Origin of the sequence: Methylocystis heyeri, from assembly GCF_004802635.2 — a bacterium.
GTDB classification, from domain to species: domain Bacteria; phylum Pseudomonadota; class Alphaproteobacteria; order Rhizobiales; family Beijerinckiaceae; genus Methylocystis; species Methylocystis heyeri.
The window spans coordinates 2,198,801-2,224,979 of the sequence record NZ_CP046052.1; the positions used below are offsets into that span (position 1 = coordinate 2,198,801).

Here is a 26,179-nt window from a genome sequence, read left to right on the forward strand (position 1 = left end):
GCCATCCAATTGGAGTTGCAAATGAATTCGAGATGATCGAACCCAAGACGAACGCGGGAGCGTCGACTATGGCGAAGCGACGCAGGCGGCGAATGAGCGGTCGGCGGCCTCAGCCTTGACCGGCCTTCGCGCCGTGCGCATGGCGACCGCTAATCCGCCCGGTAGATCGAAACGCGGCGATCGCGGGTCGAAACAACTTTCAAGAACGCCAGTTTCTGATCGCGACTTTGGAAAAGCAGCAACAGCCTGCTCCCGGAGAGAGGCTGAAGCAAAACTTGCTCGCCCCATGCGGACTTGGGCTTGGCCAGAATGGATTTTACGCTCTGGATCTCCAAACGCCTTCTCCACAACGACGAGAACGGCCCCCAACGGCGCGGCGCCACAATGGTTTCATGGCCGACGCGGACGCCCAGTATTTCGGCGAGCAACGCCTGCCCGACATAAATCGCGGCGAGAAGCGCTATGAGGCGCGCCTCGTTTGGCTTCGCCACGACAACAGGGACGAGGGTCGCCAGGAGAAGCAGCGTCCACAACGCGCAAAGCGCGCCATGGCGAAAGGGTGCGGTCGTCGAAGCGGTCGGCAGGACATCTCCGGCCGGAAGTTCTTTTAGAGAGTTCGTCATGGGGAGAGGCCTCCAACCCAAGATGCTGGTTAACTCCTTTATTTCACTTGCTATTTGAAAAACCGCAATCCCCGGAACGCATATTTTTCAAGCATGCCTTAATTTCGACGCAGCCGTGAATAGAGGACCGGCCGATACTACCCGTTTCAGTTGTACTCAGCCGTGCTCTCACGCCGACAGCGCCTCCAGAACGCGGGTTCGGATTATCGCATCGCCTTTCTTCCGCGCCCGAACTTCAGTTGCGAGGGGCCGTCTCATTACAGTCCGGTCGAAGGAACATGGCGTCGATGGTGAAGCCCGTGCGTAAATCCGCGTCGTTAGCGGTCCGGTCTCCCGTGGCGATCTTGCCTTGCGCTCGGTACCAAGTCGCAAAATCTCCAGTGAACAACAGGCTGCTGGCAATACGCTCCGCCCCGGAGCCACAGGCGACCGTCACCACTATCTGATCGTCGGCTCGCGTAATCTCGGGTTTCGCGCAATCCGAACCCTGAGGACCGATGATGCTGTCCTGCAACCCGACACAGGTCTCGCCCACCTGCAGACCGCCTACAGCGGAAACAGTCGATATGCGCCACAAGCCCGGACGACGCGCCGGCAATGCTCCCCTGGACGCAACTTCTGCTTCGGCGAAGGCGTCCTCGCCTGGGATGCAAAAACACAGGTAAGCGGCAACCGGGAGAAGAAAACGGGTAATGAATTCTCTCATCCGAACCTTGCAACTCCAAAAGCTTTAGAGCGCTTTCCGACTGGACGGAATCGTCTGGTCGATATGAAATCGCTCCAGATTCAAAAAAGCTGAAGCAAAATCTTATCGAAAAAGTCTATCAACTTTTTCGGATTTTGCTCCAGGGCGCGTTCGCTTTCAGCGCAGCCGAACGCGCTCCAAATCTCATTGACGAAGCATGTTCTTTTCCAAAAACCGCTTCGCACTTTTTGGGAACATGCTCTGAAGGGCGTTCGGCGACAGAGCGGACGTCGCTCTGTTCGCGGCGGAATTCGGCGGCATGCCGCCCAGATCCGCACCGCGAACAGGCCCTCGCTAAAAGGTCAGATCTCCGCGGATTCGTAGGCGGTGATCTCCATCCCGACGCAGATTTCGGTGATCTCTGGGCAAGTCCAGTTCATACTCGTGCTCCTTTCGATAGCGGCCGCGCAGAATGACGCAGCGCTTCAAAAGAAAATCTAACATAGGCCCCGACGGACGCGCATCGCGATTATTTCTCAGCGTCGCTGCCGACAATTCCCGAAAGCGGGCCGCAGCCGATTGTGAAAAAAGCGTAAGCTCATTCCGAAAGCATCCTTGCCGGACGCGCTTTCATTCGTCGTCGTCTTCGTCCTTTGGAAGCGGCAGAGAGGCCGCGACGCGCGTGCCGCAGCCGGCGCGCCTGCCGATTGAAATCGCGCCGCCCAAGGCCTGGACGCGTTCCTTCATGCCCAGCAATCCGAGCCCCAAACTCGGATGATCGGGAATGCCGACGCCATTGTCTTCGATTTCTATCAGCAGCGCCGGCGCGCCCTCGAAGTCCTGCTCCGTGGAGGAAGAGGGCAGCACGCCGAACTCCACGCGAACTTGCGCGGAGTCCGCCTCGGCGTGCCGGAAGATATTCGTCAGAGATTCCTGCACCACCCGAAAAGCGGTGAGCGCGGTCAGTTCGTCCAGAGTCGATAAATCATGAGGACAGGCGAGCGCGAGCGTCACGTCGGAGCGGCTGACCTGCCAGGAATTGATGAGGCCCTTCAGCACTTCGCGCAATCCGAATTCGCTCAAGCCCCGCGGCGCCAACCGCCCCAGGAGAGCTCGAAACAGGCTCTGCAAGACCTCGCTCGCCCGATTGACGCTCGCGCAGTTCTGACGAATTTTCTCGAAATCCGGCCTCGGACCGTTTGTGAGTTCGGAGAGCGCAACGACGCCTGCGCGAATAGAAAAAAGGCAAGGACCCGCTTCGTCGTGAAGATCTCGCGCGATTTCCTTGCGTTCATTGTCCTGAACCCGAATGAGCCGATCAACCAGCGAACGATTCTCCGTTTTGATGCGATCCAGAGTCTCCGAAAGAGAATTCAAGGCGGCGGAGATCGCCCTGAATTCGGCGGCGCCACGCTGTTCGATCCGAACGTTGCTTTTGCCCGACTCCAGATCCGCGAGGCCGCGCTTCAGTCCTTCGAACGGTTTGAGCGACTTCCGCACCAATAAAAGAACCACCCCGAGGATCATCGAAGTCACGAGAAGACTGACCAGCGCAAGCCAGGATACGTCGGACCAGATTTCCTCGAGCTCATCAACCGGATTTGAAACAATGGCGATGCGCCCATATCTGACGCCCCGGATAACGACCGGAACGATGAGCTTTCTGGGCGCCGCATGGACGAGATCGACGAACCAGCCTGGCACTGAACTCTGACTTTTCGAGCTCGCTTCCACAGGGAGCGCCGCCGCCTCTTCGTTGCCGCTCAGCACTTTCACGTCGACGTGCCGGAGCTTCCCCAGGCTCTCGTAAAAACGGTTGAGCGCGGGGAGAGGATCGTCCGTCTCCTGAAGGCTGCCGATGGCGGTAACGACGAGTTCGCGAGCGAGATGAATGCTGGTGTCGTCCTCCGCCCGGATGCGTGGCCCCGCATGGACGATGAGGATTGAGAGATTTATCAGCAGGGTCAACAGCATCAGCGTTCCGATCAACCAGCTCAACTCGGTTTTCAACGACAGACAACGCATTTTGGCGGACCTCGGAACTATGACTGTGTGACCCTGGGATTTCATCGCGGCGCGGACGGAGCGGCGGCTTCAGGCGTCGCCTCGTTAGCCGGAAAGTTCCACTCCTTGCGTGAATTGGCAAGCTTACGCAGAATTTACTTCTGGAGCGGAAGGACGATCGCACAACCCGCCGGCTGGCCGCGGCCGACATGGCGTCCGCCCTGGAAACGACTGCACTCGGCGTTCGCGTCGCAGCGCAGGCGGGGGTCGGGAGAGTCGTCGATATGCCACCAATTCCCGACGTCACAGGGAAATATTCTAAAGATTGACAGCGCCGCCTGTGACTTCTCATACTGGCCGTCAAAACACGGAACGAAGAAAACAGCGCATGCGAATTCTGATCGTCGACGACCATCCCATGGTGATCGAGGGCTGTCGCGGAATGTTGTCCGGCCAGCCCGATATCGAGATTTTCGAGGCCCACAACGCGGATGAGGCTTTGGAGACTCAAGTCTCCAAAGCGCCCGATGTCGTCGTGCTCGACCTGAACCTGCCCGGCGTCTCGGGATTTGAATTGCTGCGAAGAATGCTGAAACGCATTCCAAGCTCCAAGATCATCATATTCACGATGAACGACGATCCGGTATTCGCAGCCCGCTCCATAGAACAGGGCGCCCAGGGATACCTCGCCAAGAACGAGGACCCGATGGCTTTCGTCAAAGCCATTCGGGCTGTCGCGCGCGGAGAGCGCTATCTCTCCAGCGGACTGGCGCTCAAGCTCGCTTTCTCGGAACAGAAACTGGGAGCCAATCCCGTCGACAGCTTGAGCGGCCGAGAGATCGAAATCTTGCGCAATCTCGCTGATGGAAAAGACATGATGGAGGTCGCGCATCTGCTGAATGTCTCGTACAAGACGGTAGCCAATAATTGCACGCTGATGAAGGCCAAACTCGGCGCCCGTTCCAAAGCGGATCTCATACGAATTGCAGTCGAAAACCGGGCCTCGGGCCGGCTCGCCTGAATGCGTCCGGGCGCCGCCATATCGATTTCCGAGCCAGGACAGGTCCGGCTATCGATCGTCGCACGCGGCAAGGCGCGTCATGCAGGAAAAGAACGCTCTATTCCTGCGCGTCTTTCGCGCCTGCGACCGCCATGGAGCGCGGCCCCTCGCAGAGCTTTATTGTGATCGCCCGGCCTCTCCCGGAGTCCAGAATGGACAGATCGCCGGAGAACCAGTTGGCGACATACGCCTTGCCTTCGGACACTGCGACAGCCTCGGGATAACGTCCTACCGGAGAGGTCGCGCTTACGCGAAGTTCAGCCGCATCGATGAAGGAAACTCGATCGCCGTGCTGGCTCGTCACCAGGATGACGTGGGAATCGACCGCGAGGCCGTAGGGCGCGCCGCCGATCGGGATGTCAGCGACGACGCGGCCCTTCTCTGCGTCGATGACCGTCACATCTCCGCTCCTGACATTGGCGACAAAAAGCCGGTCTTTCTCGCGATCCAGCGCGAGAGCAAAGGGGCCTTCGCCGACCTTGATGTCATTCTCCCGCCGCATCGAGGTCGCGTCGACCGACGAGACGGAACCACTCTCACGATTAGCGACATACAGGCGCCCCCGTCCCGCATCGAGGGCGACGGCGGTCGGTTCGCGCCCGACCGTCGTTTCAGCCAGCGTGTGTCCCGTGTTCGCGTCGAGCTTTCGCAGGACATTCGCGTTCCAGTCGCCGACATACAGGAACCGGCCGTCTTTGGAGACTGCGATCCCGAAAGGCGTTCCGCCGACCGCCAGAGTTGCGGACACTCGCAGATCAGCCGTCTCCAACCTCGTCACCAACCCCAACTCGGGATGTGTGATAAAAAGCGATCCGCTCTCTCCAGCCGAAGCGATCATCGCAGGCCTGGGCGAAAGGCCGAGCTGCGCCGTCGCCCTGCCGGACCTGGTATCGAAGCGAATAAGAGCGTTGTCGTCCTGGCACACGACAAAAAGGTCGGCGGCGCTTGCCCACGCCGGCGCCAGGGCGGATAGGGCGAGGATCGCTGCACACGCCGAGCCGAGCCGCACGGTTACTTGCCCTCGACCTTCTTCTTGAGACCCTGGAGGCCGGCGCGCAGAAAGTCCGACATGGCCGCGCGCGCTGCGTCGTCGTTCAAATTCTCCGGGGGCTCATTGCCGGTGTCGCCGCGGTAGAGGCGCCCGTACCAGTGAACTTCGCTGCCGCCGCCAGCCGCCGGCGTGATCACAAAAGTCGTCGAATAGGAGCTGATCGGCAAAGCGTCGAGATCGGGATCCGACATCCGGTAGGAATATTTGAAGGAAGCCGGCTCGTATTCGTCCAGGCCCTCCTTCAGCACTCCGCCCTTGCGCAAGGCGATCTCGCGCTCCGCCCCCACCTTGTCGCCGCCCTTGGCCTTCACGCTTGCGACATAGGGATGCCAATTCGCGATACCGTCGAATTTTCCGCCGACCGCCCAGACCGCCTTCGGTTCGGCGGCGATCACGATCGATTCCTCCACCTTGATGGGCGTCGGGCCATGCGCGAGCGCCGGCGATGCGATCAGAATTGCGGCTACCGCGAACAGCATTTTCATGATTTATCTCCGTTGTGTTCTCGTTGATCCAGCGCGCCGTTTCCGCTCGAGTGATTCAAAAGCGGGCAAGAGGATGTAAAGCCCAATCAGCAGGGCGGCCGCGGCCCCTCCGAGCGCCGGGCGAAGACTTTGCGGGAAAGACCGATATTGTGGCGCGGCCGCAGCTTTGAAGGCGCCGAGAAGGCGATGCGCATCGGTGAGATGGGCGTAGGACAGCCCGGTCCTCTCGCTTAAAGAAAGCAGATATGGCTCTCGCACGGACGAAAGATGTTCGAGACCGACGGCGACTGCGGCGCCGAATGGAGCATTGCGCGCGTTATAACCTTCGCGTTCCTCTGCGCCTGGCGGGGGAAGACCGAAGTGATTTTCGTGCGGCACGTCTTCGGCCCCGTAAAAGCCGATCTCGCGTCCGTTGTCGTCGAATTTGGGGATTGGTGAGAGTTCATACCCCCCTACTCCGACGATGAGTCCCCGCACCCCCCCTATCCGCCCCTCGAACGGCGGCGAACCGGAAATCGGCAATGGCGGCGCCTCCTGACCATCGGTGAAGAACATCAGATTGACGCCTAATTCTCGCGCGTCGCCGATCGCACGAAAAAGACCGGAGGAGATTCGGCTGTCGCCTTCCCAGGCCATCCGCCAGTCCAGCGCTTCGATGGCGCCAGCCAGCGGCGCATAGTCGTCGCAAACCTCGAGGGGTTCAAACAGCAGGAAGGAACGCCGCTCCGAAAACACGCCGAGCGCCACGCGGGAACCACAAGGCAAGCCGCCGACAAGATCGCGCAGCGTGGATTTGATATGTTCCAGGCGAGAAACAGGCCGTCCGCCATCCAGGTAATCACGTGTGTTCATGCTGCCCGTGATGTCAACGACGGCAAGCGTGTCGAAACTCGGCCGATGGAAAGATACGGATGGCCCTGCAAGCGCGAGCAACGTCAGGCCGAAAGCGCCGACCAGGAGCGACAGGCGAAAATCGCGACGATCGGGGCTTATCACGGCAGACCTTTGGGAACGCCGGGCACGTCCGTCCACAGTTTCTTCGGCTCGACTTCGAGCTCGTCGCCATGCTTCTGTTCGAAACCCGGATAGTCGCGAATGAGGCGCGTCGCGACGTCGAAATTGAATTTCGCGTCCCAATAATACGGCGCAAGCTGCATGGCGCGCCGATACTCACGCTTGGACAGATTGACAAATGGTCCGGCGCCGTCGAGTTCGGCGCGCTCAATAAGCTCGAAGGCGCGACGCAGGAGCGCGTTGCCGAGCGCGTAACGGCCTTTGGCGGCGAGCGCCTCTCTCCCTGGCCGATCCAGCGCGTCGACGAGAATTCTTGCAGAATCGATTTCCCCTCTTGTTCCCAGAAATTCGATCCGAGCCAAAACCAGTTCCGGCCCTTCGTCCCCGGCGACGGATATGTCTCGACCGACACGCAGCGCAGCGATCTCGACATTCTCCGCGTCGACCTCGCGCCAACGCAGGGCGCCGAAAACGGAGATCGCCGCAAAGACGCTCAACGCCAGCAGTAGCAGCGCGGATCGAACTTCCCGCCACAGCGCGACTGCGCTTCGCCAGAAGGAACTTATCGCCGCGGACAATGCGATGCCCAGCGCCTCTAAAGCAACGTCGGCCTTCATCGGATTCCTCTCCCGCGGGCCGGCCCGATTTCCGCGAGCTTGGCGAGGAGCAGCAGGAACAGGGAGAAAGACGCTGCGACAAAGGCGACCGCGGACAGATCGCGCCTTGGTTCAGGCTCGACGAAACTTATGGCTTGGCGCTCGAGCCGGCCGATTTGGCCTATCGCCGCCTCTACCTCTGAAGCGCCCTCGGCCTCGTAAGCGCGATAGGAGACGCCGAGAGATTTGAAGAAAAGATCCAGGTGTCTTTCCGGGGCAGCCTGCGGCGTGTCGGAATCGGCCTCCGGCGTCTGATAGATTCCGGGGCTTCCGGCCGTGCGCAGAAACAGCCAATAGAGGTGGATGTTCGCCTTTCTGAAATCTGCGCGCAGATCGTCTTGAATCCGGGGATCTATGACCCCGGCTCCGTCTGAAACCAGAACAATCGCGCGCGATCGCTCCGAAACGCCTGGGGGGAACATTGAGAGCCCCATCGCGAGACCTCGCCCGATATTGGTATAGTCCAGGCCGGGCCGGTCCACTGCGTCGAACGCAGCCTCGATTGCGGCTCGATGATCGGTCAGCGGCATGACCAGCATCGGCGCGGTTGAGAAGGCTGCAACGCCGATGAGATCATGCCGGTCTCCAGCGATGAAGCTCTTCAGGATTCTCTTCGCTGCGAGCGCCTTGGATTCATCTCCCTCGGCTGGCGTACGTCCGGCGAAGGTCTCGTTCATGCTGCCGCTGCGGTCGATCAAAAAAACCAGCTCTGCTCCCTCACCCGTGCGTTCCCTGACGCCGCCGACGAGCTTAGGCGCGGCACAAGCGATGATCAGCGCGAGGATAGAGACCACGCCGCAGATCTCGAGTGCGAGGGCAATGAATTCGGAGAGTCGGTCCTGCGGACCGACGGCGATCGAGGAGATAAGCGAGCCACGCATGGGCGATCGAAAGAGAGGCGCAAGCGCCAGAGGCGCGAACCACAGGGTCATGGGATTTTCGAAAACGATCATCCAGCTCTCTCCCTTTGGGCGAGCGCTTTGGCGAAAGCAATGAGTTCCGACAGAGAAACCTCCGCGCAGCGGGGGCCTTTCTCTCCCCCAAAAAACATCTTTTCCGAGACCGAGTAGAAACGTTCTGTCGTACATCGCTGGCGGTCGAACTCCGGCCGACTGAGAAAGAACTCTTCCAGATCCCCAGCCAGGATGCGTTTGCCCGCCGCGGCGTCAAAGGCGCGATGCAATTCGCGCATGGCCTGGGGCGTCGCTTCGATCGCATCCCGCCGGCGCCTCAAAGCTTCGAGCTTACGCGCCGCGCCGGCGAAGACGCGCGAGGATCGACGATGGAAAGGCGCCCAGCCACGGTCCCAAGCGACCATGATGCAGAGCAAAGCGCTCAGCGCAGCAGACGAAAACGCGAGCCAAAACGTCGGGGAGCCGTCGACGAAATCCACGCCAGGATCCGGGCGCAGATATTCCTGCCCACTCTCCTTCCGCTCGAGAACGATTTCACGCAGCGGAGCGACGCTGAAGCGCCACGCAGGCGCCGACACCAACCTGCGCGCGCCGGAGACTTCGAAAGAGAGCTCGAAGGCGGGGACTTCGATACTTCTCACGTCGAGCGCGGCATAGAAATTCTGGTAGGTGAGGCGCAATCTCCAAACTCGCGTGGCGCCTTCGACAAACTCCTCCGTTGGGGAAACCTCGCGAAGATCGAGAGAGAGACTCAAGGACGCCGGCTGAGGAAGAGACGAACGCAGCAGTTCGCCCTCTACCGGTCCCCGAATTTCCACCACGGCCCGCACGAGGTCGCCCACGAAATATCCAAAGGCGCGCTCCCGCTTGATCTCGACGCTGAACTCCTCGGCGCACGCAGCATTGCTGAAAACGATCCAGGCGAGCAGACTGAGCTTCCAGCGCATCGATCGCCTCACGCCGCCATCAACTGAAGACTAATCGCGCCGGAGTCGAAAACGTCACGCACGAAAACCGGGGGACGGCAGCGATCCGCGGCGATTCTCGATAGCCGGAATTTTCGCTCTCTCTCTCTTTCGATCCACCGCCGGCGCAGACCCGGGCGCATCGCCAGCACTCTGCGGTCCCCGCTCTCCGAATCGATCAATTCCATGAGTCCCCAGGGCGGCGGCGTCTCTTCCGAGGAATCCAGAACCACGATCGGTATGGCGTCATGCGCCGAAAAGGCGTCGATCACCCGCAACACGACATCGTGCGGCCATCGAAAGTCCGATATCAAACAGACGAGCTTCCGCGTCACGCCGAGCGCCTGCGCCGCCTTCAGAAACCCTTTCGCGCTTCTTCCGTCGAAGGCTTCCTGTCGCAGACGCGATCCGACGCCAAGAGCCAGGCTTCTGGAACGGGTCGGCGGCAAGAGCATATTTCCCCGCATCCCTTCGTCGCATCCGATCAGACAGAACCGATCTCCGATTTTCGTTGCGGAATAGGCGAGCGCCTCGACGATTTTGCAGGAAAGGGCGACCTTGTCGCAGGCCCTTCCGCATCCCATCGACGCCGAAAGGTCGACGATCGCCACCACATCGATCGACTGACGCCGTTCGAAGCGGCGCACATAGATTTGGCCGTAGGGATCGCGCAGGCTCGCCTTTAGATCGATGCGTCTGGCGTCAGGATATTTCAGGAACGGGGCCTGATCGCGAAATACGCCGAAACCTCCCACCTCCGTCGATGGATGCGAACCGACGTGATTGGACCGAAAGCATCCTCGTGGTCGATAGCGCAATTCTTCGGGAGGCGTCATGGCGTGGGTATCGCTTCAAACACGGCGCGGCAGAGGCGCTTGACCGGTTCGTCTCCCCTCATGGCGTAGATCGGGTCGACGAAAACCCGATGCGCGAGAACCTCGACGAAGATCGAACGCACGTCCTCCGGGACGAGATAGCTGCGCCCCTCCAGCCACGCCCGCACCCGCGCCGCGCGGGTCAGAGCCGCGAGCCCGCGCGGGCTTGCGCCGCCTTTGACCACATTGCTCACGTCGATGTCGGGAAGCGAAACGCCCGCGTGGCCGGGATCGATAAGCGCCCCCCAAAGCCTTATCACATAGTCCTGAAGCGCATCGCTGGCCGACACATTGTCCTGCACCATTTGCGAGAGCGCCGGTATCGCGCGATAATCAAACACTCCCGGACGGACCTCGGCGATCAGCGCATCGGCGTCCTGAAACTTCGGATCGAAGATAAGCTGCTTGCGAACCACGTCGTCCTCGGGAGCCGCAATCGCGATTTCCATCAGAAAGCGATCGCGCGCAGCGGCGGGCAATTCGAAGGTTTCCTCCCGCTCGATCATGTTTCGGTCGGCGAAAACCTGAAGATAGGGGAAACGATATTCCCTGTTGAATGCAGAGATCGTGCGCTCCGCCATCAGCCGCAGCAAGAGCGAATGCACTTGAGGCCTCGCTCGATTGATCTCGTTGAAAAAGAATACGGAGAGCCGATCCGAACGCTCCAGCATCGCGGTCGGCTCGATGCGGGGGCGGCCGTCATCGGCCAAATAGGTGTTGTAGACGATATCGGTCGGCATCATGTCGACCGTGCCTTCCACGCGACTGAAGTCGCCCCCCAGCGCGCGCGACGCCGCACGCAGAAGCGTCGTTTTTCCGACCCCGACGTCGCCTTCCAGCAGCACATGTCCACGCGCGAAAATCGAGATGGTCAGGAGACGGACGGCGTGGGCTTGCCCCAGGATCGCCTTGCCGACCTCACGCTCGAATTCAAGCGCTCGCTCGCGCCATTCTTCCAGGATATCGTTCAGTTTCTGCGCCTCTGTCAATTCACACCTGAAAAAGCCGGACGCGGCCGCGATCTCGGGAAACGGACGATGAGCTCATGCCTCGGAACATCGCCCTAGACCGCAGCCGCGTCTTTCCGTCGCCTTCCCGGCGACCGGAAAACTCATTCCTGGGGGATCTTGTCGACCTCATAGATCCATTTGCCGGTCTTCTTGAAATAAGCGACGCGCTTCTTGTTGCGCTCTTCCATGGCCTGGATGGAGGCCTGCTGCTTTGCGAGTTCCTTGGGGTCGTGCTTGGGATCGTATTTTGATCCCTCGATCTTCTCCGGAAAGCCCGGCTTGGGCTCCCAGCAATTGCCCGGCGCCTTGCAGTTCGTGCCGTCATAGGCGAGCGCCGGGGCGACAGAACCCACGAAAAGAGCCGAAGCCAACGCTAAACCGAAATTCGCTTTCCTCATCTTCGTTTCCTCTCTTTGATCCGCAGATCACTTAGCAACAGTCTTGCACGATCCTGGCGGATCGTCGCCGAAGGTCTCGCCATGCTGGTAGGGCTTGTAATTCTTCTTTTGAACATCGGAGAACCACGGGGCTTGCTTCACGTCGTCCTTATAGAGATGACGAACCCAGGCCATCACCAGCAGCATCTCGTCGAGCTTGAGGTTCTGATACTGCGGCCCCATCGACGCCTTGGCGCCGCCGAATATCGTGGAAAACAGGCCGACGTCGGTCTCGTTTTCGGGATAGGTCCAATAGGCGTCGTTGAGGCCCGGACCGATCTTTCCTTCGCCGATATGCCCATGGCAGCCCGAGCAGGCGGAAAGGAATATCTGCTCGCCTTTCTTGAGACAGCTCTTGTCTTCGGTGTAAGGGTTCACGCCCGTCTGCATGAATTTCTTCACGCCGTCGGTGTCGCGGCCCTCAGGGAGCGCGTCGTCGAAATTCAGTTTTTCGCCGGTCACGGTGTTGTTGAAGGCAAGACCGGAGGTCTGCGCGTAGGCGGCGCAAGCAAAAGCGCCGACCCCGAGCATAAGTCCGCAAATCAGATTTCTCATCCTCTTCTTCACGAGAGTTTCTTTCTGCTTCGAGCTGGTTTGTGGTTGTGATTATTTCACGATCGGCAAGAGCGGAACGCCTTCCGCCTGCAGGATCGCATCGATTTTCGGCTTTGCTCTGACGAGGGCGGAATTCACCCGTTGCAGCAGGGCCGCGTCGTCACGCCTCACGCCGACCGACTGATTGAAACGCTGCGGAATTTTTTCCCCATTCGCCTTTACGGCGTCGTCGTCGAGCATGGTCATGCGCAGCTGCGTCGAAGACTCTTTCACGTAGCGCGCTATATCGGGCGCGAAGGCCACGGCCGCGCCCGCTGCGCCAGAGGCGACTTCCGCGGTCATCCGCGCGGGATCGATCTGCGTGTATTCGTTGCGCGCCGATCGGAAATTCACCAGCGAATAGAGATAGGCCATGTCCTCTTCATAGAGTCCCCTTTCCTTCAGGAGCGCCTCTGCCGGAGAGCCGAAAGGAACCGCTATGCGCCCGAGCCCGCCAAGCCTCGGGTCGGACCAGGACTTGATGTCGAGATTGCGATCGGCGCGGGTTATGAAGACATAGCCGGTTCGATAGTACGGATCGGAGGTCCCGACGCGAGGGTCCCCGGCATCCAGGCCGATCACCACATCGCACAGTTTCTTGTCGAGATAGTCCCGCACGAGATAGATCGCCGGACGATCGCTCCAGACGAATTGCGGCTTGAGATCCATCGCCTCGGCCAGTTCGACGGCGATTCTGTTTTCGAGACCGGAGCCGTCCTCCAGGGACAGAGGCGGCTGTTTTTTGGCGGCGCATATCCGCAGCGATTTTGAGTCCTGGGGAGGCTGGATCTCCGCCGCCGGCCGGGAGGCCACCGCCGCCGTTTCCGACGGCAAGCCGAGAGATGCGGCGAACGCGCTCGCTCCCGAACACGCGAGGACCGCGGCGACGGCAAGCCGTTTCGGCGCAAGTAAAAGATAACCCATGGCTGACCTTCCGAAGTTCGCTCGGCGAGCCCCTACGATCTCCGCACAGTCCGGATGCGCTCCTGGCGCATCCGGATACGCAGGGAACCACCGTCTCGAGGGGTGTCGACGGCGATTCCGCACTACGTTTCTGCGCGGCCTCAGTTCGGCTTATATTCACCGAGATTGATGTCGTCGTACGGTCCCTGACCGTTCAGCGAGAACACCATCACGCCGCCGCCCATCTGAGTGTAATTGGCGAGTTGCTTGAAGGCGCCCACCGCGCCGAGGCCCGCAGTCGGATCCTGCAGGTCGAACACGAGACCCACTCCCGGCCACCCGCCGACTCCATACAGGATCGCCAGATATTCGACGCCCTTGTGCTGATAGACGATCGGATGGCCGATCACGCCGGAGGGAAGCTTGAACTTCCACAACAACTCGCCGGTGTCGCTGTTACGGGCCTTCATGAAGCCGTCGAGCGTTCCGTAGAACACCACATTGCCGGCAGTGGCGGCGGTTCCGCCCCAAACGGCGAAGCGCTCCATCTTCTCCCATTTGAACTTGCCGGTGATGGCGTTGTAAGCCTTGATCTGGCCGAGGCCTTCACCCTTTTGGCGATCGCCCTTCGGGCCCGGGAACATGTTGAGCGTCGCGCCGACGAAGAACTGACCCGCGCGGTAGGGAAGCATGAAGGGCTCCCAGTCCATGCAGATATGGTTCACGCCGAGGAAGAACACCTCCTTGGCGGGATCGTAGGAATCCAGGCCCTGGTTGTGATAGCCCATGGCCGACGGGCAGATGTCTTTGCCCAGATGATCCATACGCGTGCCATATTCTGGATCGCGCACCGGCAGGCCGGTCTTTATGTCGACCCTCTTGAACACGTTCACCGTGTCGTCGATCTTGTCGGCCGAAATCAGCGTGCCGTCGGTGCGGTCGAGCGTATAGACGATGCCGTTGCGATCGGGATGGGTCAGGAGCTTGCGCGGCTTGCCGTCCTTGTCCTTCTGCTCCGAGAGCATCATGAAGTTGATGCCTGCGAAATCCCACTCGTCGTGCGGGGTTTTCTGATAGCCGAACTTGGCCATGCCGGTATCGAGATCGCGGCCCCAGATGGTCATCGTCCATTTGTTGTCGCCGGGACGCATGGTCTCATTCCAGGGCGCCGGATTTCCGCTGCCGTAATAGACGAGGTTCGTGCCCGGGTCATAAGCGAACCAGCCCCAGTTGGTGCCGCCGCCGATCTTCCAGGCGTCGCCTTCCCATGTCGAAGTGCCGAGGCCCTTCTGGCCGTAGTGCGGATTGGCCTTGTTGAAGTCGTCCCCGATCAGGACGTCGGAATCCGGGCCGGTCGCATAGGCGCGCCATTTTTGTTCGCCGGTCCGGACATCGTACGCGGTCATATAGCCGCGGACGCCGAGTTCGGCCCCCGAGCTGCCGATGAGCACGATGTCCTTGAACACGTGAGGAGCGACCGTGAGCGTAGAACCGACCTTGTAATCCGAGTTCTCGATCTTCCAAACGGTCGCGCCGGTGTCGGCGTTCAAGGCGACGACATTGCCGTCGAGAAGCGTCTTCACGATGAGCGAGGGGGTCTTGCCGTCCCCGGGCCAATAGGCCAGGCCGCGATTGACGATATCGCAGCAGGCGACGGCGCGCGCGGCCGCGTTTTGCTTGGGCTTGTCCTGCCAGAGAATCCGGGTCGGGTCGTCGAGATTCAACGCGAAAGTGTTGTTGGGGAAGGAGGTATGAATATACATCTTGCCGTCGGCGACGAGCGGGGAACCCTCGTGGCCGCTGAGAAGGCCGGTCGAGAACGACCACGCGACCTTCAGATTTTTGACGTTATCGGCGTTGATCTGCGTGAGCGTGCTGTAGTGATTGGCGCTGTAGTTTTTGCCCTGCATCGCCCAATTGTCTTCGCTCTTGGACAGGGCTTCGAGCCTGTCCTCCGCGAGAGCAGCCGGCGCCAGAAGAAGCGGCGTTGCGAGACAGATGCACAACAGCGAAACAGAATTCACCAGTTTCCTCATGAACGAGTCCTCCTGCGACGACCGCTTGCACGCAAATGCCGCGTTTGAAGCGCTGCGTCGACTTCCCTGCGACGGCGTTCCAACCTATGTTCAGCGGAAGCCGTCTTGTTCTTTTCGGTGATCGGTTTCTTCTCGCCTTGCGCATTGCGCATGTCAGCGGAGATACGATGCGCGCCCATATAAATTTATCGCTCAGGCGCTGTCTTCATGATTTATTGGCAACATCTATCGGGAAACATGTGCAATTCGGTTCGAAATGCTTCCCTGCGTCCATGCTTGTCCAACACTTCTTGTCTGGATGAGGCGCCCGATGCAGGACGCGTTCTCGCACGCGACGCTCCTCTCCAGCGATCAGAAAGCCGTGTATTATTCGGGCGGGACCGTTCGCAGCCATGCGATCAACGCATCGAGGTCCTCTTCCGTCATCCTTGAGAAATGCGCCTTCGAGAGATTGGCCATGGTGGGCGCAAGCGGTCGGCCGTCGCGATCTGTTCCTTGCGTTATCGCGCGCTTGAGCTGGTCGACCGACCAGGCGCCGACGCCCTTCGTCGGGTGAGATGTTATGTTCGAGGCCACGGCGACGCCCGCGGGCGTTCGGAATATCCGGCCTCCCTGCCCCAAATGACCAACCGGGTCCGGCGCGCCGTCGACGTCGCTGCTGTGACAGCTCATGCATCGGGAGAGTGAAGCGACGTAGAGGCCGCGCTTTATCGGATCGGCGAGATCTTTTTCCGAGAACGGCCGCTCGGCGCCGGGCGTCGCGCGGCGCGGCTCCAGCGCTCCATGGCGCTCTTGCGGCGGGAGAGTGGATTTGACCGCGGGGATGCTGCGCAGGAAAGCGACAACGGCGTCTAAATCGCTCGGCGTCAGCGCCCGGTATGATTCCGAGGGCATAACGGGCGCCAAACGCCCCTTTGGATTCACGCCGGAGATGATCGCGGCGCCGAGCTCCGCGTCCGACCACGCGCCGACGCCGGTCTCGAGGTCCGGCGAAATATTCGAGCCTCTGACCGAGTAGTCCTTGTCGGAGAACAGCTGCGTTCCGCCGGAGAACCTTTTCGCGTGAACGTAGCCGTCCGATGTGCGGGGCGTATGGCAATTGTCGCACGCCATGAGCGCTTCGACGAGATATCTGCCGCGCTCAGGATCGGAAGGCGTCGCCTGTGCCCCGGTGATGCAGAGTGTCGCACAAATTGCAATGAGGCAACGCGACCAATGCGGCCTCGACACGAACGGGATGGAGCGCGGCGAGCGCTTATAACTGGGGATCATTCCCCGTAGTTCACTCATAAGCGTTTCCAATGACGAGCGGGCGGCGGCCAAGAGGACAATATTACAGAACGCCAAACCATGGTCGCCTTCAAAATATCTCGGCGTCGGCAGGAAATTCCTGCAAATTCGCTGAACTTCGCATTCCACCGCGCGCCCGCTGCCCACACAAAAATCAAGGAGAGAAGAGATGACGCTCGCAAAGATGTTCGTGATCGGATTGATCGGCGGAGGCTTGTCGTTGAGCGGGGCGTTCTTCTTCCCTACCCCGTCCTTCGCGCAGCAGGCCGCGATAAAGGCGCTCGATGCCGACAATGACGGCACTCTGGATCTGGGTGAGGTGACCAAAGCGGCGCAGATCGTATTTGATCGTCTCGAAAAGGATCAGGATGCGACGCTCGACCGCAAAGAAATCGGCTCCCGCCTGAATGCGAAGGAGTTCTCCGCAGCGGACCCGGATAAGGACACGACATTGACCAAAGAGGAATATGTCGCGCTCGCCGCCAAGCTGTTCAAGCAAGCCGACGTCGAAGGCGACGGCACGCTCGACGCCAGGGAGCTTCGTTCGAAGGCAGGCCGCGCGCTTTTGCGCTTGATCCGGTGAGCGATGCGCTTACGGTAGCCTCCCGCGCGCCGGGCGCTATCGAACAGCGAACGAGGCTCCCGTTCCGGAGCCTTTACCGGCGCGAAACCTGGTTTGCCAGCTGGAGCGGCGCTCATGAGGTTCTCGGCTATCGGATTGATCTTGTCGCTCGGCGCCGGCGCCGCCTTTGCCGCGGAAAAGCCCGTGCGTTTTTGGAATTTGACGAGCGAGACCGTGACCTCCTTGCGCCTCGCGCCCGCGGGAACCAGGGATTTCGGCGCTGATTTAACGAAAGGCGATTCCGACGGCTCCGTCGATCACGACGAGCGTCTCGCGATCAAATACCTATCGCCGGGACTTTACGATGTTTCGATCGGCTTCAAGAGCGGGCGCTCATGTGCGGTCAGTGGCGTACATATCGAGGCTGCCTCGGTTTTTTCGATCGAAGAAAAAGATCTTGCGTCTTGCGGCAAATAGGAAACCGTAGCGTTCAACCCGGTGGCGGCGCTTCGGCCGAAAAAATTCTTTTGTCTATTTGAGCCTGCATTTCGATTCCGGACGATCGACGCCCAAAGTGTCGAGTTCGGAAGAATTGGTGAATGACGGCCAATATCGATCGCGTCGGAACGACATGCAGGATATTGCTTCTACAATCCTCTTCGCGCAGACGGTCGTCCGTGGCGGAGACGTTGAACAGCGGGAGGTTCTTCGGCTTTGCGATCCCTGCAGCCGACAGCAGATGGTGAGCGGACGGATCTGCGACAATCAGCGCAACTCCATTATACGCGAGAAATTGAATGGCGCTGTCGATATCCTCTCCGTCCAAGAGAATCTGGTCCAATACTTCGAATGACTGACCGAAAAATTTACCGGTGGTGGTGGTGTCGAATGCTCCAAGCCGGGCGCCGGCGATCGTGTCGTCGTTCGCTGGAATGTCGAGGATGGAGATCGTCTCCCGACTGTGAACCTCTCGAAGAACCTCGGTCCTGACGGCGAGCTCCGCCGAAGCGGAGCCGCCGCACAAGGCCGAAGCGACGGCCGCAAAGAGGACCCGTATCAGAGGACTCCAACCTCTCCCACTCTGCTCGGCTAGAGCGTTTCCAGCCGAAGCGGACACCGGTTCGGCGCAGGAAACGCGTCAAAGGAAACACCAGAGTGTCTTCACGTCTCCACGAAACGTGAAGACACTCTAAAATGTGACCTTTGCACCGGCGTAGAAGCCGATCGGCGGGCCGATGGAAACCGTCCGGGGATTGGCGAAGGACAGGAAAGGAATGTCCGTAGTGCCGAAGAAGGTTCCGAAGGATTGCGGGCGCGTGTTGGTGACATTGTCTATGAGGCCATAGACCTGGAAGTTTTTCGTCACCTGATAGGAGCTGCGCAGATTGAGCGTGGCGTAAGAGGGGAGCACACCGAAGGCATTGATCTCGTCGCCGCGCAGATAGCTGTTGGCGACGAACACGAGGTCGCCGCCGATCTTCCACTCGTTGGTGAGCGCATAATCGACGCCCGCCTTCAGGCGATGCTTCGGCACAGAGGCCATGTGCGAGCCCGGCATGACGAGGAGCGACGAGGCTGGAATCCCAGCGAAGGCGTTGAGCCCCACCACCAGGGGATTGTTGGGCGAACCCAGTTCCACCATCGAACGGAAGGTCGCGTCGGTCAGCGTGTAGTTGATATAGGCCGAGAGCTTCTCGTCGGTGTAACGCCATTGCGTCTCTATGCCCTGACGCTGCGTCGTGCCGGCGTTGGTGAAATAGCCCTGCCCCGTGACGACCGAGGGCACGCTCAATATGTCGTTGAAACTCGTCGTGCGAAACACGCCGGCCGACCAGTCCACGCGTCCCGGCAGCCAGGCGGCGGCGGGAAGATATGACGACGGCTTGAAATCACCGCGCAAGCCGCTTTCGATCGTATGCGCCACCACCTGTTGCAACGGCGGATCGGAGACGAGAAAATTATCGATCAGGCAGGGCTGATTGGGGTTGGCGCAACCGAGCTCCAGCGGCGTCGGCGCGCGGTTCGACTCCGAATAGCTCGCATAGGCCGCAAGATCAGGGGTGATCTTATAGGTCGCGCCGACCATCGGATTGACATGCGTATAGATGCTGTCGCCGTTCAGCTGGTTGCTGAAATGGTCGTAGAGGTTGATCAGCGCGTAATTGAAACGCACGCCTGCGGTCGCGGTGAGCTGGTCGGTCAGCTCCAACTGATCGCGGGCGTAGACCCCGAGATAGCTGTTCTCGGCATTGAGCTTGACCGGAGACACGTCGGCCGAGGGCGCCGTATTGATGATGCCGAGCCCTGCGACCGACAGGTCGTAGGGGTTCAGCACGCCCAGTTCCTCGCTGGCGTTGAACAGAGTCCAGCCGTGATCGTAGCTGACGCCGAGGGTCGCGGTGTTGGGCCGGCCGAAGATTTTCTCGCTGTTCTCGATCTGCGCCGTGCCGCCGACGGTGCGCGAGCTGGTCCAGGTGCGGTCGATTACGGCGAGCGGGACGCTGCCCCCGAAGAAATCGGGCATGACCGTCGGATCGCCGTTCTGATCGCACAGCGTGGCGCCGCCGCAGGAGGCGAAGTTGGTGGTGTTGCCGTCCTGATGGACCTGATCAAAGGCGCGATAGTGCAGGTCGGCGAGGATCCTCCAGTTCGGCGCAGGCGTGAAAGCTCCATTCACGCTGAACTGCGACAACGTGTTCTTCGTCGTCTGTGGCGTCGTGTAGACGGAGCTGGGGTCGATGCTCACGAGGTCCAGCGGCGCCGGGCCCGAGACGCCGAAACGATTCTGAGCGAGCTGCATGGTCGCATGGATCTCGGCGCTGTCGCCGCGCCAGCCCAGATCGCCATACATGCGTTCGATCTGCGAGCCCGAGAATTTGCGATAGCCGTTGTCGCCGGCCGCCTCCAGGGCGACGTAAGTCGCGAAGCCGTCCTTTTCGACGCCCAGTTGCATCGCGCCCTGGCGCCGGCCGAAGCTGCCGCCGCGGGCGTCGGCCTCAAAACCGTGGTAGGTGAAGCCGTTCTTCATATCGAGCACGACGGCGCCGCCGATGGCGTTGAGGCCGAACAGCGGATTGCCGGTGACGATGGAGGTGCGGTCGATGGCGACGCTCGGGATCAAATCCCAGTTGACGGTGTCGCCCCAGGCCTCGTTGATGCGGATGCCATTCTGGTAGACGGCGAGGCCGATCGGCGTGCCGGCGACCGGCGAGGCGACGAACCCCCGGAAATCCACCTGAGGCTGGAAGGGATTTCCAGTGACATCCTCGATCAGGACGCCCGGCGCGACGCGCTCCAGCGCCCGCGCCACGTCGAATTCATGCGTCTCGGCGATTTCCCTGGCCGTGGTGACGTTGACCATCGCCGGGGTCTTGCTCAGCGCGGGAGCCGGGGCGGCGGAAACAGCGGTCCCCCCCGGCGCGGAAGTCGAGGGCGCGGGCGCGAGCGGACGAGGAGCGGGCGCCCGCAGGGGCGCTGCAGCGCCGACATCGATATCCGGCAAAGCCTCCTGGGCGCCGGCTGCGCCGCCGGCGAGGATCGCGAGAAGGCTGACGCCCGCCCTGAATGCAATAGGGTTTCTCATTTCTTGTTCCAACGGCTTCTCCCGGCCGACGGGAGAGTTGAATCGTCCTTCTCCCTAATTCGCATGGAATTTGCCGAGCGGCTTTGGTAAAATGCACCCGAGCCACAGGATATTTTTTACTGCCGCTCGGGAATTATTCCCTTTTTTGACGGGAATATTTCCCGCGCCACAGAGAAAGCGCTGGGCGCGGGCGACCCGGTCGAGCAAAGCCGAAGAGACGCCGTATTTATCGAGACCGGCGCGCGGTCGCAAGGACGCGCATCAGTAGATTCCCTCGACTTGTTGCAACGCCGGCGCCGCAAAATCGACAAAGGCGCGGACCGTCGGCCGAAGAAATTTCGAGGAAGGATAGACCAGGAAGAACTCCCTCGGCTCGATTTCATATTCGGGCAGAACCCGGACCAGCGACCCGTTCTTCAACTGCTCGGCGACGAGCAGGACCTGTGCGGTCCCGACGCCCCCGCCCGCCATCAAGGCGTCGACCAGAACCTGCGCATTATTCGTCGTCAGCTTGGGTCGGACCGGAATTTCAGCGCGCTGGAGCCCTCTGCGCAAGGGGAGCGCCGAGCCGGAAAGAGAGGCGTTGGTCACGACCATGTCGTGGCCGGCGAGATCTTCACAAATCTCTATCGGCGGCCGCCCTTCGAGATATCGAGGAGATGCGACCAGGATTCTTCGGCTGAATCCGATGCGGCGCAGGATCAGGCTTTGATCCGACGGTCGCCCCATGCGCAGCGCCAGATCCATGTTCTCATGGATCAGATCGACCGCCCGGTTCTCGAGCGTCAATTCTACGGTGACAGCCGGATAGCGTTCCTGGAAATTTGCGACCACGCGGTGCAGATGGCGTTCGCCGATGCAGGTCGGCCCGTGCAGGCGCAAATGTCCGCAAATCGCGCTGGCGCCGCCGCGGGCGCCCTCTATCGCCGCGTCGATGACGGCGAGCGCCCCTCCCGCGGCCTCATAGAGCGCCACCCCTTGCGCAGTCGGACGCATGGCGCGCGGGTTTCTTTCGATCAGCCTCGTTCCGATATGCGCCTCGAGATTACGCAGAAGCTTGCTGACCGCCGGCTGCGAAACGCCGAGGTCCGACGCGGCCTCGGTCATCGAGCCTCTCTCCACGATGCGGACGAAGGCGCGGAGGGCCGCTGTGAGATCCATACATAACCTATGGTTATGGAAAGTATGACGCCATAACAGATAGACCTGGTCTCCGAGATCGGCAACCCTCGCGCCTGCACCAGCAAATCGAGGGTCGAACCCATGGCTGTGAGAACTGGGCGCCGCGCCTTCCTGATCGGAGCTTCAGGCGTCGTCATGGAGCCGATGCTGGCGACGATGTCGGCGCCGGGCGCGATCGCTCTGCCGGCAGCCATAGGGCAAACCCTTGAAGCGCCCGCCCTGCCCAAGGGCGGAGCAAGCCAATTCGCCGAGGTGAACGGCGTTCGGCTGCATTATGTCAGCGTGGGTTCCGGACCTGTCGTGATCCTGCTCCATGGCTGGCCGCAAACCTGGCTCGCTTGGCGCGGGACGATGGAGCGGCTCGCGTCGCAATTCAGGCTGATCGCGCCCGACCTCCGGGGCGTCGGGCTATCCGAGCGGCCTCCGAGCGGCTACGACAAACGAACCATCGCCGCCGACATCGCCGCTCTCGTCGATCATGTCGCAGGAGGGCGGGCTCACGTCGTGGGACATGATATGGGCGGCAAGGCGGCCTATATGCTCGCCAATCTCCACCCCGAAAGCATCGAGAAGCTGGTTCTCGTCGACTGCCTGCTTCCCGGCACGGAAAATATGGACGCTCTTCGCGGAGGCGCCTGGCACTACGGCTTTCACATGGCCCCTGATATTCCGGAGATGCTGACCAAGGGACGAGAGCGCGATTACATCGCGGCTCAGATTCGCGCCTGGTCCCACCGGAAGGGCGCCATCGGCGAAGCCGAAATCGCTGAATTCGCCCGGCATTATGCATCTCCTGGAGGCATGGCGGCGGGCTTCGCCTATTACAGGGCGCTTCGTGAAGACGCGGCGCTGGCGGCGTCCTTCAAAGAGCGGGTGATGAACATGCCCGTTCTGGCGATCGGGGGGCGCTATGGCGTCGGGGCGAAGCTCGCCGAGGCGATCGCAAGACAGGCGCGCAACCTCACCGCCGTGATCGCCGAGGACAGCGGCCACTTCGTCGCTGAAGAAACGCCCGATTTCTTTTGCGAGCAGCTCCAGCGATTTTTGGCGGCGTGATCTCTCGCCGCAGTAGAGGTTTAATCACACCAATCGCGGCGGCGCTCGCGGAACTTCGTGGTCAGCCGCCTTGTCCACGGGCGCCGACGTCGCGCGAGCTCAGTGGCGGTTGGCGTAACAACGGATCACGCTCGTTCGAAATCTTCAGAGAGCAGATCGAGCCGGGGGAAAGGCGTCACCGGTCCCAGGGGCGCCTCTCCGCCCGAAATCGTCACGCCCATCGTCAACACGTCGCGCCATTCGCCGAATTTGAAGCCGGCTTGCGCATAGACCCCGATTTCCTCCATGCCCAAAGCGTGGTGGAGCGCCACGCTGGGGTCGTTCGGCAAGGTGATCACGGCGAACACGGCGTGGACGCCCTGACGCTGGAGAAGGCGGAAGAGCGTTCGGTAGAGCGCTCGGCCGACGCCTTTCCGGCAGTGGTCGGGGTGCAGATAGATCGACACTTCCGCCGACCAATCATAGGCCGCGCGCGCGCCGTGACGACCGGCGTATGCGTAACCCGCGACCTTTCCATCACATTCTGCGACGAGCCAGGGATAGGCGGTCATGCAGTTCGCAATGCGCCGAGCGATCTCTTCGGCGTCGGGCGGTTCAATCTCGAATGAAATCGCCGTTTCGACGACATAGGGGCCATAGATGGACGCGATCGCCGGAGCGTCGTCGATGAGCGCAGGTCTGATCTTCGGCATCGCAAGAGGTCCGGCTTGAACCGAGGAAAATGTTCGATATATAAGACGGAATGACTAATATAATAGACGACACCGATCAAGCCCTCGCAGCACGCCTCGGTCGTGAGCGAGAGGCCCGCGGATGGTCGCTCGCCGAGCTTGCGGAGCGCTCTGGCGTCTCGAAGGCCATGCTCAGCAAGGTCGAGCGCGCAGAAGCGAGTCCGACCGCAAACACGCTCGCCCGCATCGCAACGGCGTATGGTCTCACGCTCGCGAATCTCCTCACCTTCGAATCGGGAGAAGCGCCGAAGCGCCTGTCGCGGGCCGAAGCGCAGCCGGTTTGGCAGGATCCGGAAACCGGCTATATCCGCAAACAAATATTCGCCGATCCGCGCCGGCTCGAGCTTGCCGAGATCATTCTGCCCGCGGGGCGGAGCGTAGCCTTCCCCGCCAGCGCCTATTCGAGCTGGAGCCATGTGATTTGGGTTGTCGCCGGCCGCCTCGAGGTGACCGAGGGACATGAGAAGCATGTCGTTCAGCCAGGCGATCGTCTGCAGCTCGGCGAACCGGCTGACGTGACTTATAGCAATGTTTCCGGCAAGCCCTGCCGCTACCTCGTCGCTTTAGCGCCAAGAGAAGCGCCGAGGTTGGTTAGGCGCTCCCGTTGAGGCGCGCGCCAAGGATGATGATCGCCGGCTCTGCATGCCAAGATGCTCGCAAAAGCCGATGGCGGCGTTGTTCGCGCCCTCGCCCTCAGTCACAGATGAGTCCGGCTCCGCTATGCGCGGCGTCAGCGCTCCAATAGACGTCGGCTCTGTGGTGAAATCGCGCGTCGCGGCGACATGCCAGCGCAACAAAGCCAAGAACGACGGTTCCTACTTCGCAACCCCTTGATTTTATTGGTGCCGGTTGAGGGATTCGAACCCCCGACCTACTGATTACAAAGAGCGAAAATCGATTACGCCCGATTTCGCCACCACCGTACTACACGCGATATTTCAAATAGTTACGGAACTTGTGATACTCCGCCGTTCGCTGGAATACCCTCGGCTAGGGTTTGATCGGCTTCTAATTGGCTTCTAAAATCCGGCTTCGAAATCGCCTCTTCCCGGCCTGTTGGAGGAGCCCATGGCCAAAGGCAGAATCAACAAGACGAACGTCGACCGGCTCGTTTGCCCCGTCGGCAAGTCGATGGATGTCCTCTGGGACGACGCCCTGCGAGGCTTCGGCGTCGTCGTCCTTCCGTCGGGACGCAAAACCTTTATCGTGCAGTGCAAGCGAAACGGCCGCTCGCAGAAAGTCAAGGTCGGGGTTTTCGGTCCAACGACGGCCGAACAGGCGCGCACTCAGGCGCTGAATCTTCTCGGCGCGATCGAGGCCGGCGCCGATCCGGTCGCCGAGCGGCGTACGGCGCGTGCCGTTCGTACCTTTCGTCAGGTCGCCGAAGACTTCATGGCCCAACATGTCCTCACCAAGCGAAAGCCGAGAACGGCGGAATCCTATCGTTGCCTGCTCGACAAATACGTCTTGCCAGAACTCGGCGCCAAGCGGATCGTCGAAATCAGCCGCGCCGATGTCGCACGTCTTCATTCGAAACTCGGCGCCACGCCGCGCCAGGCGAATGCGGCCGTCTCCGTCATTTCCGCGATTTGGGGCTGGGCCGCGCGGCGAGAGGAAACAGAGTTCGGCAAGAACCCCGCGACCCGGCTGGAGCGATTCCCGGAAAGGCGATGGGAACGCTACCTCTCGAGCGAGGAAATGGGGCGACTCGGCAAAGCGCTAGAGCGCGCCGAAACCGAAGGCATTCCCTGGATAGACGAGGAACCCCAATCGAAACACGGGGCAAAGCCCGAAAACCGTCGCAGCATTTTCGATCCGTTCGCCGTGGCGGCTATCCGCCTTCTCATCCTTACGGGCATGCGCCCGCGCGAGGTTTTGAACCTGGAGTGGGGTCACGTCGACTTCGAACGCAGCGCACTGTTTCTTCCCGACAGCAAGACGGGGCGTAAGACGGTCATCCTCGGCGGACCAGCACTCCAAGTGCTCAGCGAACTTCCCCGCATCGAAAAGTGTCCTTTTGTGATCGCTGGTCGCAACCTCGAAAAGCCGCGCGCAGATCTGAACCGGCCTTGGGTGGCAGTCCGCCGTTACGCCAAGCTCGAAGGTGTGCGTCTTTACGATCTACGCCATTCCTTCGCCAGCGTGGGAGCAGGCGCCTCGTTGGGGCTGCCGATCGTCGGGAAGCTCCTCGGTCACTCGCAACCAGCAACCACGAACCGATACGCGCATCTCGACGCCGACCCACTGCGTCACGCCGCCAACGCCATTTCGACTTCAATTGCTGCGGCGCTGGCGGGAGACGCTCCGAAACCGCAACAGTTCGACTCTAAATGACAAAATCCCAGCCTCACGATGCGGAAAGTGCGGGCTCGCGGGGGCAGGCTCGTTGGACGCCACCCTGTTAGCGGGTGTCCAGAACGACCATCATCCCTATCTCAGAGCGGTCGCACGCTTATCCACTTT

27 protein-coding genes and 1 pseudogene are annotated in these 26,179 nt (G+C 60.9%); 7 read left to right on the forward strand and 21 right to left on the reverse strand.

Annotated elements, in window-relative coordinates; translation table 11 throughout:
* Nucleotides 1–149: 149 nt before the first annotated feature.
* From H2LOC_RS10040 to H2LOC_RS10055, 4 genes are all read right to left on the reverse strand, one after another.
* Nucleotides 150–623 carry a hypothetical protein gene (locus H2LOC_RS10040; protein ID WP_136496275.1) on the reverse strand — a complete coding sequence of 158 codons (474 nt, stop codon included), beginning with the start codon at nt 621–623 and terminating at the stop codon, nt 150–152.
* Between the two features lie 235 nt (nt 624–858).
* A complete protein-coding gene (locus H2LOC_RS10045) occupies nt 859–1,329 on the reverse strand; it encodes a DUF3617 domain-containing protein (RefSeq protein WP_136496276.1) in 471 nt (156 codons plus the stop codon).
* Nucleotides 1,330–1,670: 341 nt separating this feature from the next.
* Complete coding sequence (gene pqqA, locus H2LOC_RS22075; RefSeq protein ID WP_136497064.1) at nt 1,671–1,748, reverse strand: pyrroloquinoline quinone precursor peptide PqqA; 78 nt, start codon at nt 1,746–1,748, stop codon at nt 1,671–1,673.
* Between the two features lie 190 nt (nt 1,749–1,938).
* Nucleotides 1,939–3,333, reverse strand: a complete 1,395-nt coding sequence (locus tag H2LOC_RS10055) for an ATP-binding protein (RefSeq protein WP_136496277.1) — start codon at nt 3,331–3,333, stop codon at nt 1,939–1,941.
* Between the two features lie 367 nt (nt 3,334–3,700).
* On the opposite strand from H2LOC_RS10055, the gene H2LOC_RS10060 reads away from it, so the two are divergent.
* On the forward strand, nt 3,701–4,333 hold the full coding sequence (locus H2LOC_RS10060) for a response regulator transcription factor (RefSeq protein WP_136496278.1): 633 nt from the start codon (nt 3,701–3,703) through the stop codon (nt 4,331–4,333).
* A 97-nt stretch (nt 4,334–4,430) separates the two neighbouring features.
* Here H2LOC_RS10060 and H2LOC_RS10065 read toward each other — a convergent pair whose 3' ends face one another.
* The 13 genes from H2LOC_RS10065 to H2LOC_RS10125 form a co-directional block, all read right to left on the reverse strand.
* Complete coding sequence (locus H2LOC_RS10065) at nt 4,431–5,120, reverse strand: YncE family protein (RefSeq protein ID WP_162009743.1); 690 nt, start codon at nt 5,118–5,120, stop codon at nt 4,431–4,433.
* Between the two features lie 263 nt (nt 5,121–5,383).
* Nucleotides 5,384–5,908, reverse strand: a complete 525-nt coding sequence (locus H2LOC_RS10070; RefSeq protein ID WP_136496280.1) for an SRPBCC family protein — start codon at nt 5,906–5,908, stop codon at nt 5,384–5,386.
* Between the two features lie 3 nt (nt 5,909–5,911).
* On the reverse strand, nt 5,912–6,901 hold the full coding sequence (locus tag H2LOC_RS10075; protein ID WP_425487341.1) for a vWA domain-containing protein: 990 nt from the start codon (nt 6,899–6,901) through the stop codon (nt 5,912–5,914).
* Nucleotides 6,901–7,539, reverse strand: a complete 639-nt coding sequence (locus H2LOC_RS10080) for an MxaK protein (protein ID WP_246207106.1) — start codon at nt 7,537–7,539, stop codon at nt 6,901–6,903. The genes H2LOC_RS10075 and H2LOC_RS10080 overlap by 1 nt, the downstream gene beginning before the upstream one ends.
* Nucleotides 7,536–8,531 (reverse strand): vWA domain-containing protein, encoded by a 996-nt coding sequence (locus tag H2LOC_RS10085; RefSeq protein ID WP_136496282.1) that lies wholly within the window; start codon nt 8,529–8,531, stop codon nt 7,536–7,538. The genes H2LOC_RS10080 and H2LOC_RS10085 overlap by 4 nt, the downstream gene beginning before the upstream one ends.
* Complete coding sequence (locus H2LOC_RS10090; RefSeq protein WP_136496283.1) at nt 8,528–9,439, reverse strand: nonribosomal peptide synthetase MxaA; 912 nt, start codon at nt 9,437–9,439, stop codon at nt 8,528–8,530. Before H2LOC_RS10090 ends, H2LOC_RS10085 begins: the two co-directional genes overlap by 4 nt.
* Before the next feature lie 8 nt (nt 9,440–9,447).
* Nucleotides 9,448–10,293, reverse strand: a complete 846-nt coding sequence (locus H2LOC_RS10095) for a DUF58 domain-containing protein (protein ID WP_136496284.1) — start codon at nt 10,291–10,293, stop codon at nt 9,448–9,450.
* Nucleotides 10,290–11,321: an AAA family ATPase gene (locus tag H2LOC_RS10100; protein WP_246207108.1), complete on the reverse strand. Its 1,032-nt coding sequence runs from the start codon at nt 11,319–11,321 to the stop codon at nt 10,290–10,292. Before H2LOC_RS10100 ends, H2LOC_RS10095 begins: the two co-directional genes overlap by 4 nt.
* A gap of 122 nt (nt 11,322–11,443) precedes the next feature.
* Nucleotides 11,444–11,740, reverse strand: coding sequence for a methanol dehydrogenase [cytochrome c] subunit (locus H2LOC_RS10105; RefSeq protein ID WP_136496285.1), 297 nt, complete (start codon nt 11,738–11,740; stop codon nt 11,444–11,446).
* 27 nt (nt 11,741–11,767) lie between these two features.
* Nucleotides 11,768–12,334: a cytochrome c(L), periplasmic gene (gene moxG, locus H2LOC_RS10110; protein ID WP_136496286.1), complete on the reverse strand. Its 567-nt coding sequence runs from the start codon at nt 12,332–12,334 to the stop codon at nt 11,768–11,770.
* Nucleotides 12,335–12,385: 51 nt separating this feature from the next.
* Nucleotides 12,386–13,297 (reverse strand): methanol oxidation system protein MoxJ, encoded by a 912-nt coding sequence (gene moxJ, locus H2LOC_RS10115; RefSeq protein ID WP_136496287.1) that lies wholly within the window; start codon nt 13,295–13,297, stop codon nt 12,386–12,388.
* A gap of 140 nt (nt 13,298–13,437) precedes the next feature.
* Nucleotides 13,438–15,312 carry a methanol/ethanol family PQQ-dependent dehydrogenase gene (locus H2LOC_RS10120; protein WP_136496288.1) on the reverse strand — a complete coding sequence of 625 codons (1,875 nt, stop codon included), beginning with the start codon at nt 15,310–15,312 and terminating at the stop codon, nt 13,438–13,440.
* Nucleotides 15,313–15,678: 366 nt separating this feature from the next.
* Nucleotides 15,679–16,584 carry a cytochrome c gene (locus H2LOC_RS10125; RefSeq protein ID WP_136496289.1) on the reverse strand — a complete coding sequence of 302 codons (906 nt, stop codon included), beginning with the start codon at nt 16,582–16,584 and terminating at the stop codon, nt 15,679–15,681.
* Nucleotides 16,585–16,771: 187 nt separating this feature from the next.
* Between H2LOC_RS10125 and lanM the strand changes: the two genes are divergently transcribed.
* Both lanM and H2LOC_RS10135 read left to right on the forward strand, forming a co-directional pair.
* The gene (lanM, locus tag H2LOC_RS10130) at nt 16,772–17,185 is read left to right on the forward strand and encodes a lanmodulin LanM (protein WP_246207110.1); all 414 of its coding nucleotides are present in this window, start codon (nt 16,772–16,774) and stop codon (nt 17,183–17,185) included.
* Nucleotides 17,186–17,299: 114 nt separating this feature from the next.
* Nucleotides 17,300–17,641, forward strand: a complete 342-nt coding sequence (locus H2LOC_RS10135; protein WP_136496290.1) for a hypothetical protein — start codon at nt 17,300–17,302, stop codon at nt 17,639–17,641.
* A gap of 13 nt (nt 17,642–17,654) precedes the next feature.
* On the opposite strand, the gene H2LOC_RS10140 is transcribed toward H2LOC_RS10135, so the two are convergent.
* The 3 genes from H2LOC_RS10140 to H2LOC_RS10150 all read right to left on the reverse strand — a co-directional run bounded on the left by H2LOC_RS10140 (nt 17,655) and on the right by H2LOC_RS10150 (nt 21,908).
* A complete protein-coding gene (locus H2LOC_RS10140) occupies nt 17,655–18,188 on the reverse strand; it encodes an ABC transporter substrate-binding protein (RefSeq protein ID WP_136496291.1) in 534 nt (177 codons plus the stop codon).
* A 165-nt stretch (nt 18,189–18,353) separates the two neighbouring features.
* Nucleotides 18,354–20,747: a TonB-dependent receptor gene (locus H2LOC_RS10145; RefSeq protein ID WP_136496292.1), complete on the reverse strand. Its 2,394-nt coding sequence runs from the start codon at nt 20,745–20,747 to the stop codon at nt 18,354–18,356.
* 261 nt (nt 20,748–21,008) lie between these two features.
* On the reverse strand, nt 21,009–21,908 hold the full coding sequence (locus H2LOC_RS10150; RefSeq protein WP_136496293.1) for a LysR family transcriptional regulator: 900 nt from the start codon (nt 21,906–21,908) through the stop codon (nt 21,009–21,011).
* Nucleotides 21,909–22,010: 102 nt separating this feature from the next.
* On the opposite strand from H2LOC_RS10150, the gene H2LOC_RS10155 reads away from it, so the two are divergent.
* Nucleotides 22,011–22,985 (forward strand): alpha/beta fold hydrolase, encoded by a 975-nt coding sequence (locus H2LOC_RS10155; protein ID WP_136496294.1) that lies wholly within the window; start codon nt 22,011–22,013, stop codon nt 22,983–22,985.
* A gap of 125 nt (nt 22,986–23,110) precedes the next feature.
* Here the strand turns inward: H2LOC_RS10155 and H2LOC_RS10160 are convergent, their stop codons facing one another.
* Nucleotides 23,111–23,677: a GNAT family N-acetyltransferase gene (locus tag H2LOC_RS10160; RefSeq protein ID WP_136496295.1), complete on the reverse strand. Its 567-nt coding sequence runs from the start codon at nt 23,675–23,677 to the stop codon at nt 23,111–23,113.
* Nucleotides 23,678–23,727: 50 nt separating this feature from the next.
* On the opposite strand from H2LOC_RS10160, the gene H2LOC_RS10165 reads away from it, so the two are divergent.
* From H2LOC_RS10165 to H2LOC_RS21750, 3 genes and pseudogenes are all read left to right on the forward strand, one after another.
* Nucleotides 23,728–24,324: a helix-turn-helix domain-containing protein gene (locus H2LOC_RS10165; RefSeq protein WP_136496296.1), complete on the forward strand. Its 597-nt coding sequence runs from the start codon at nt 23,728–23,730 to the stop codon at nt 24,322–24,324.
* Between the two features lie 523 nt (nt 24,325–24,847).
* Nucleotides 24,848–25,303 (forward strand): annotated as a pseudogene (locus H2LOC_RS21745) (Arm DNA-binding domain-containing protein); the annotation flags it as partial.
* A 111-nt stretch (nt 25,304–25,414) separates the two neighbouring features.
* Nucleotides 25,415–26,050 carry a site-specific integrase gene (locus tag H2LOC_RS21750; protein ID WP_246207166.1) on the forward strand — a complete coding sequence of 212 codons (636 nt, stop codon included), beginning with the start codon at nt 25,415–25,417 and terminating at the stop codon, nt 26,048–26,050.
* Nucleotides 26,051–26,179: the final 129 nt, after the last annotated feature.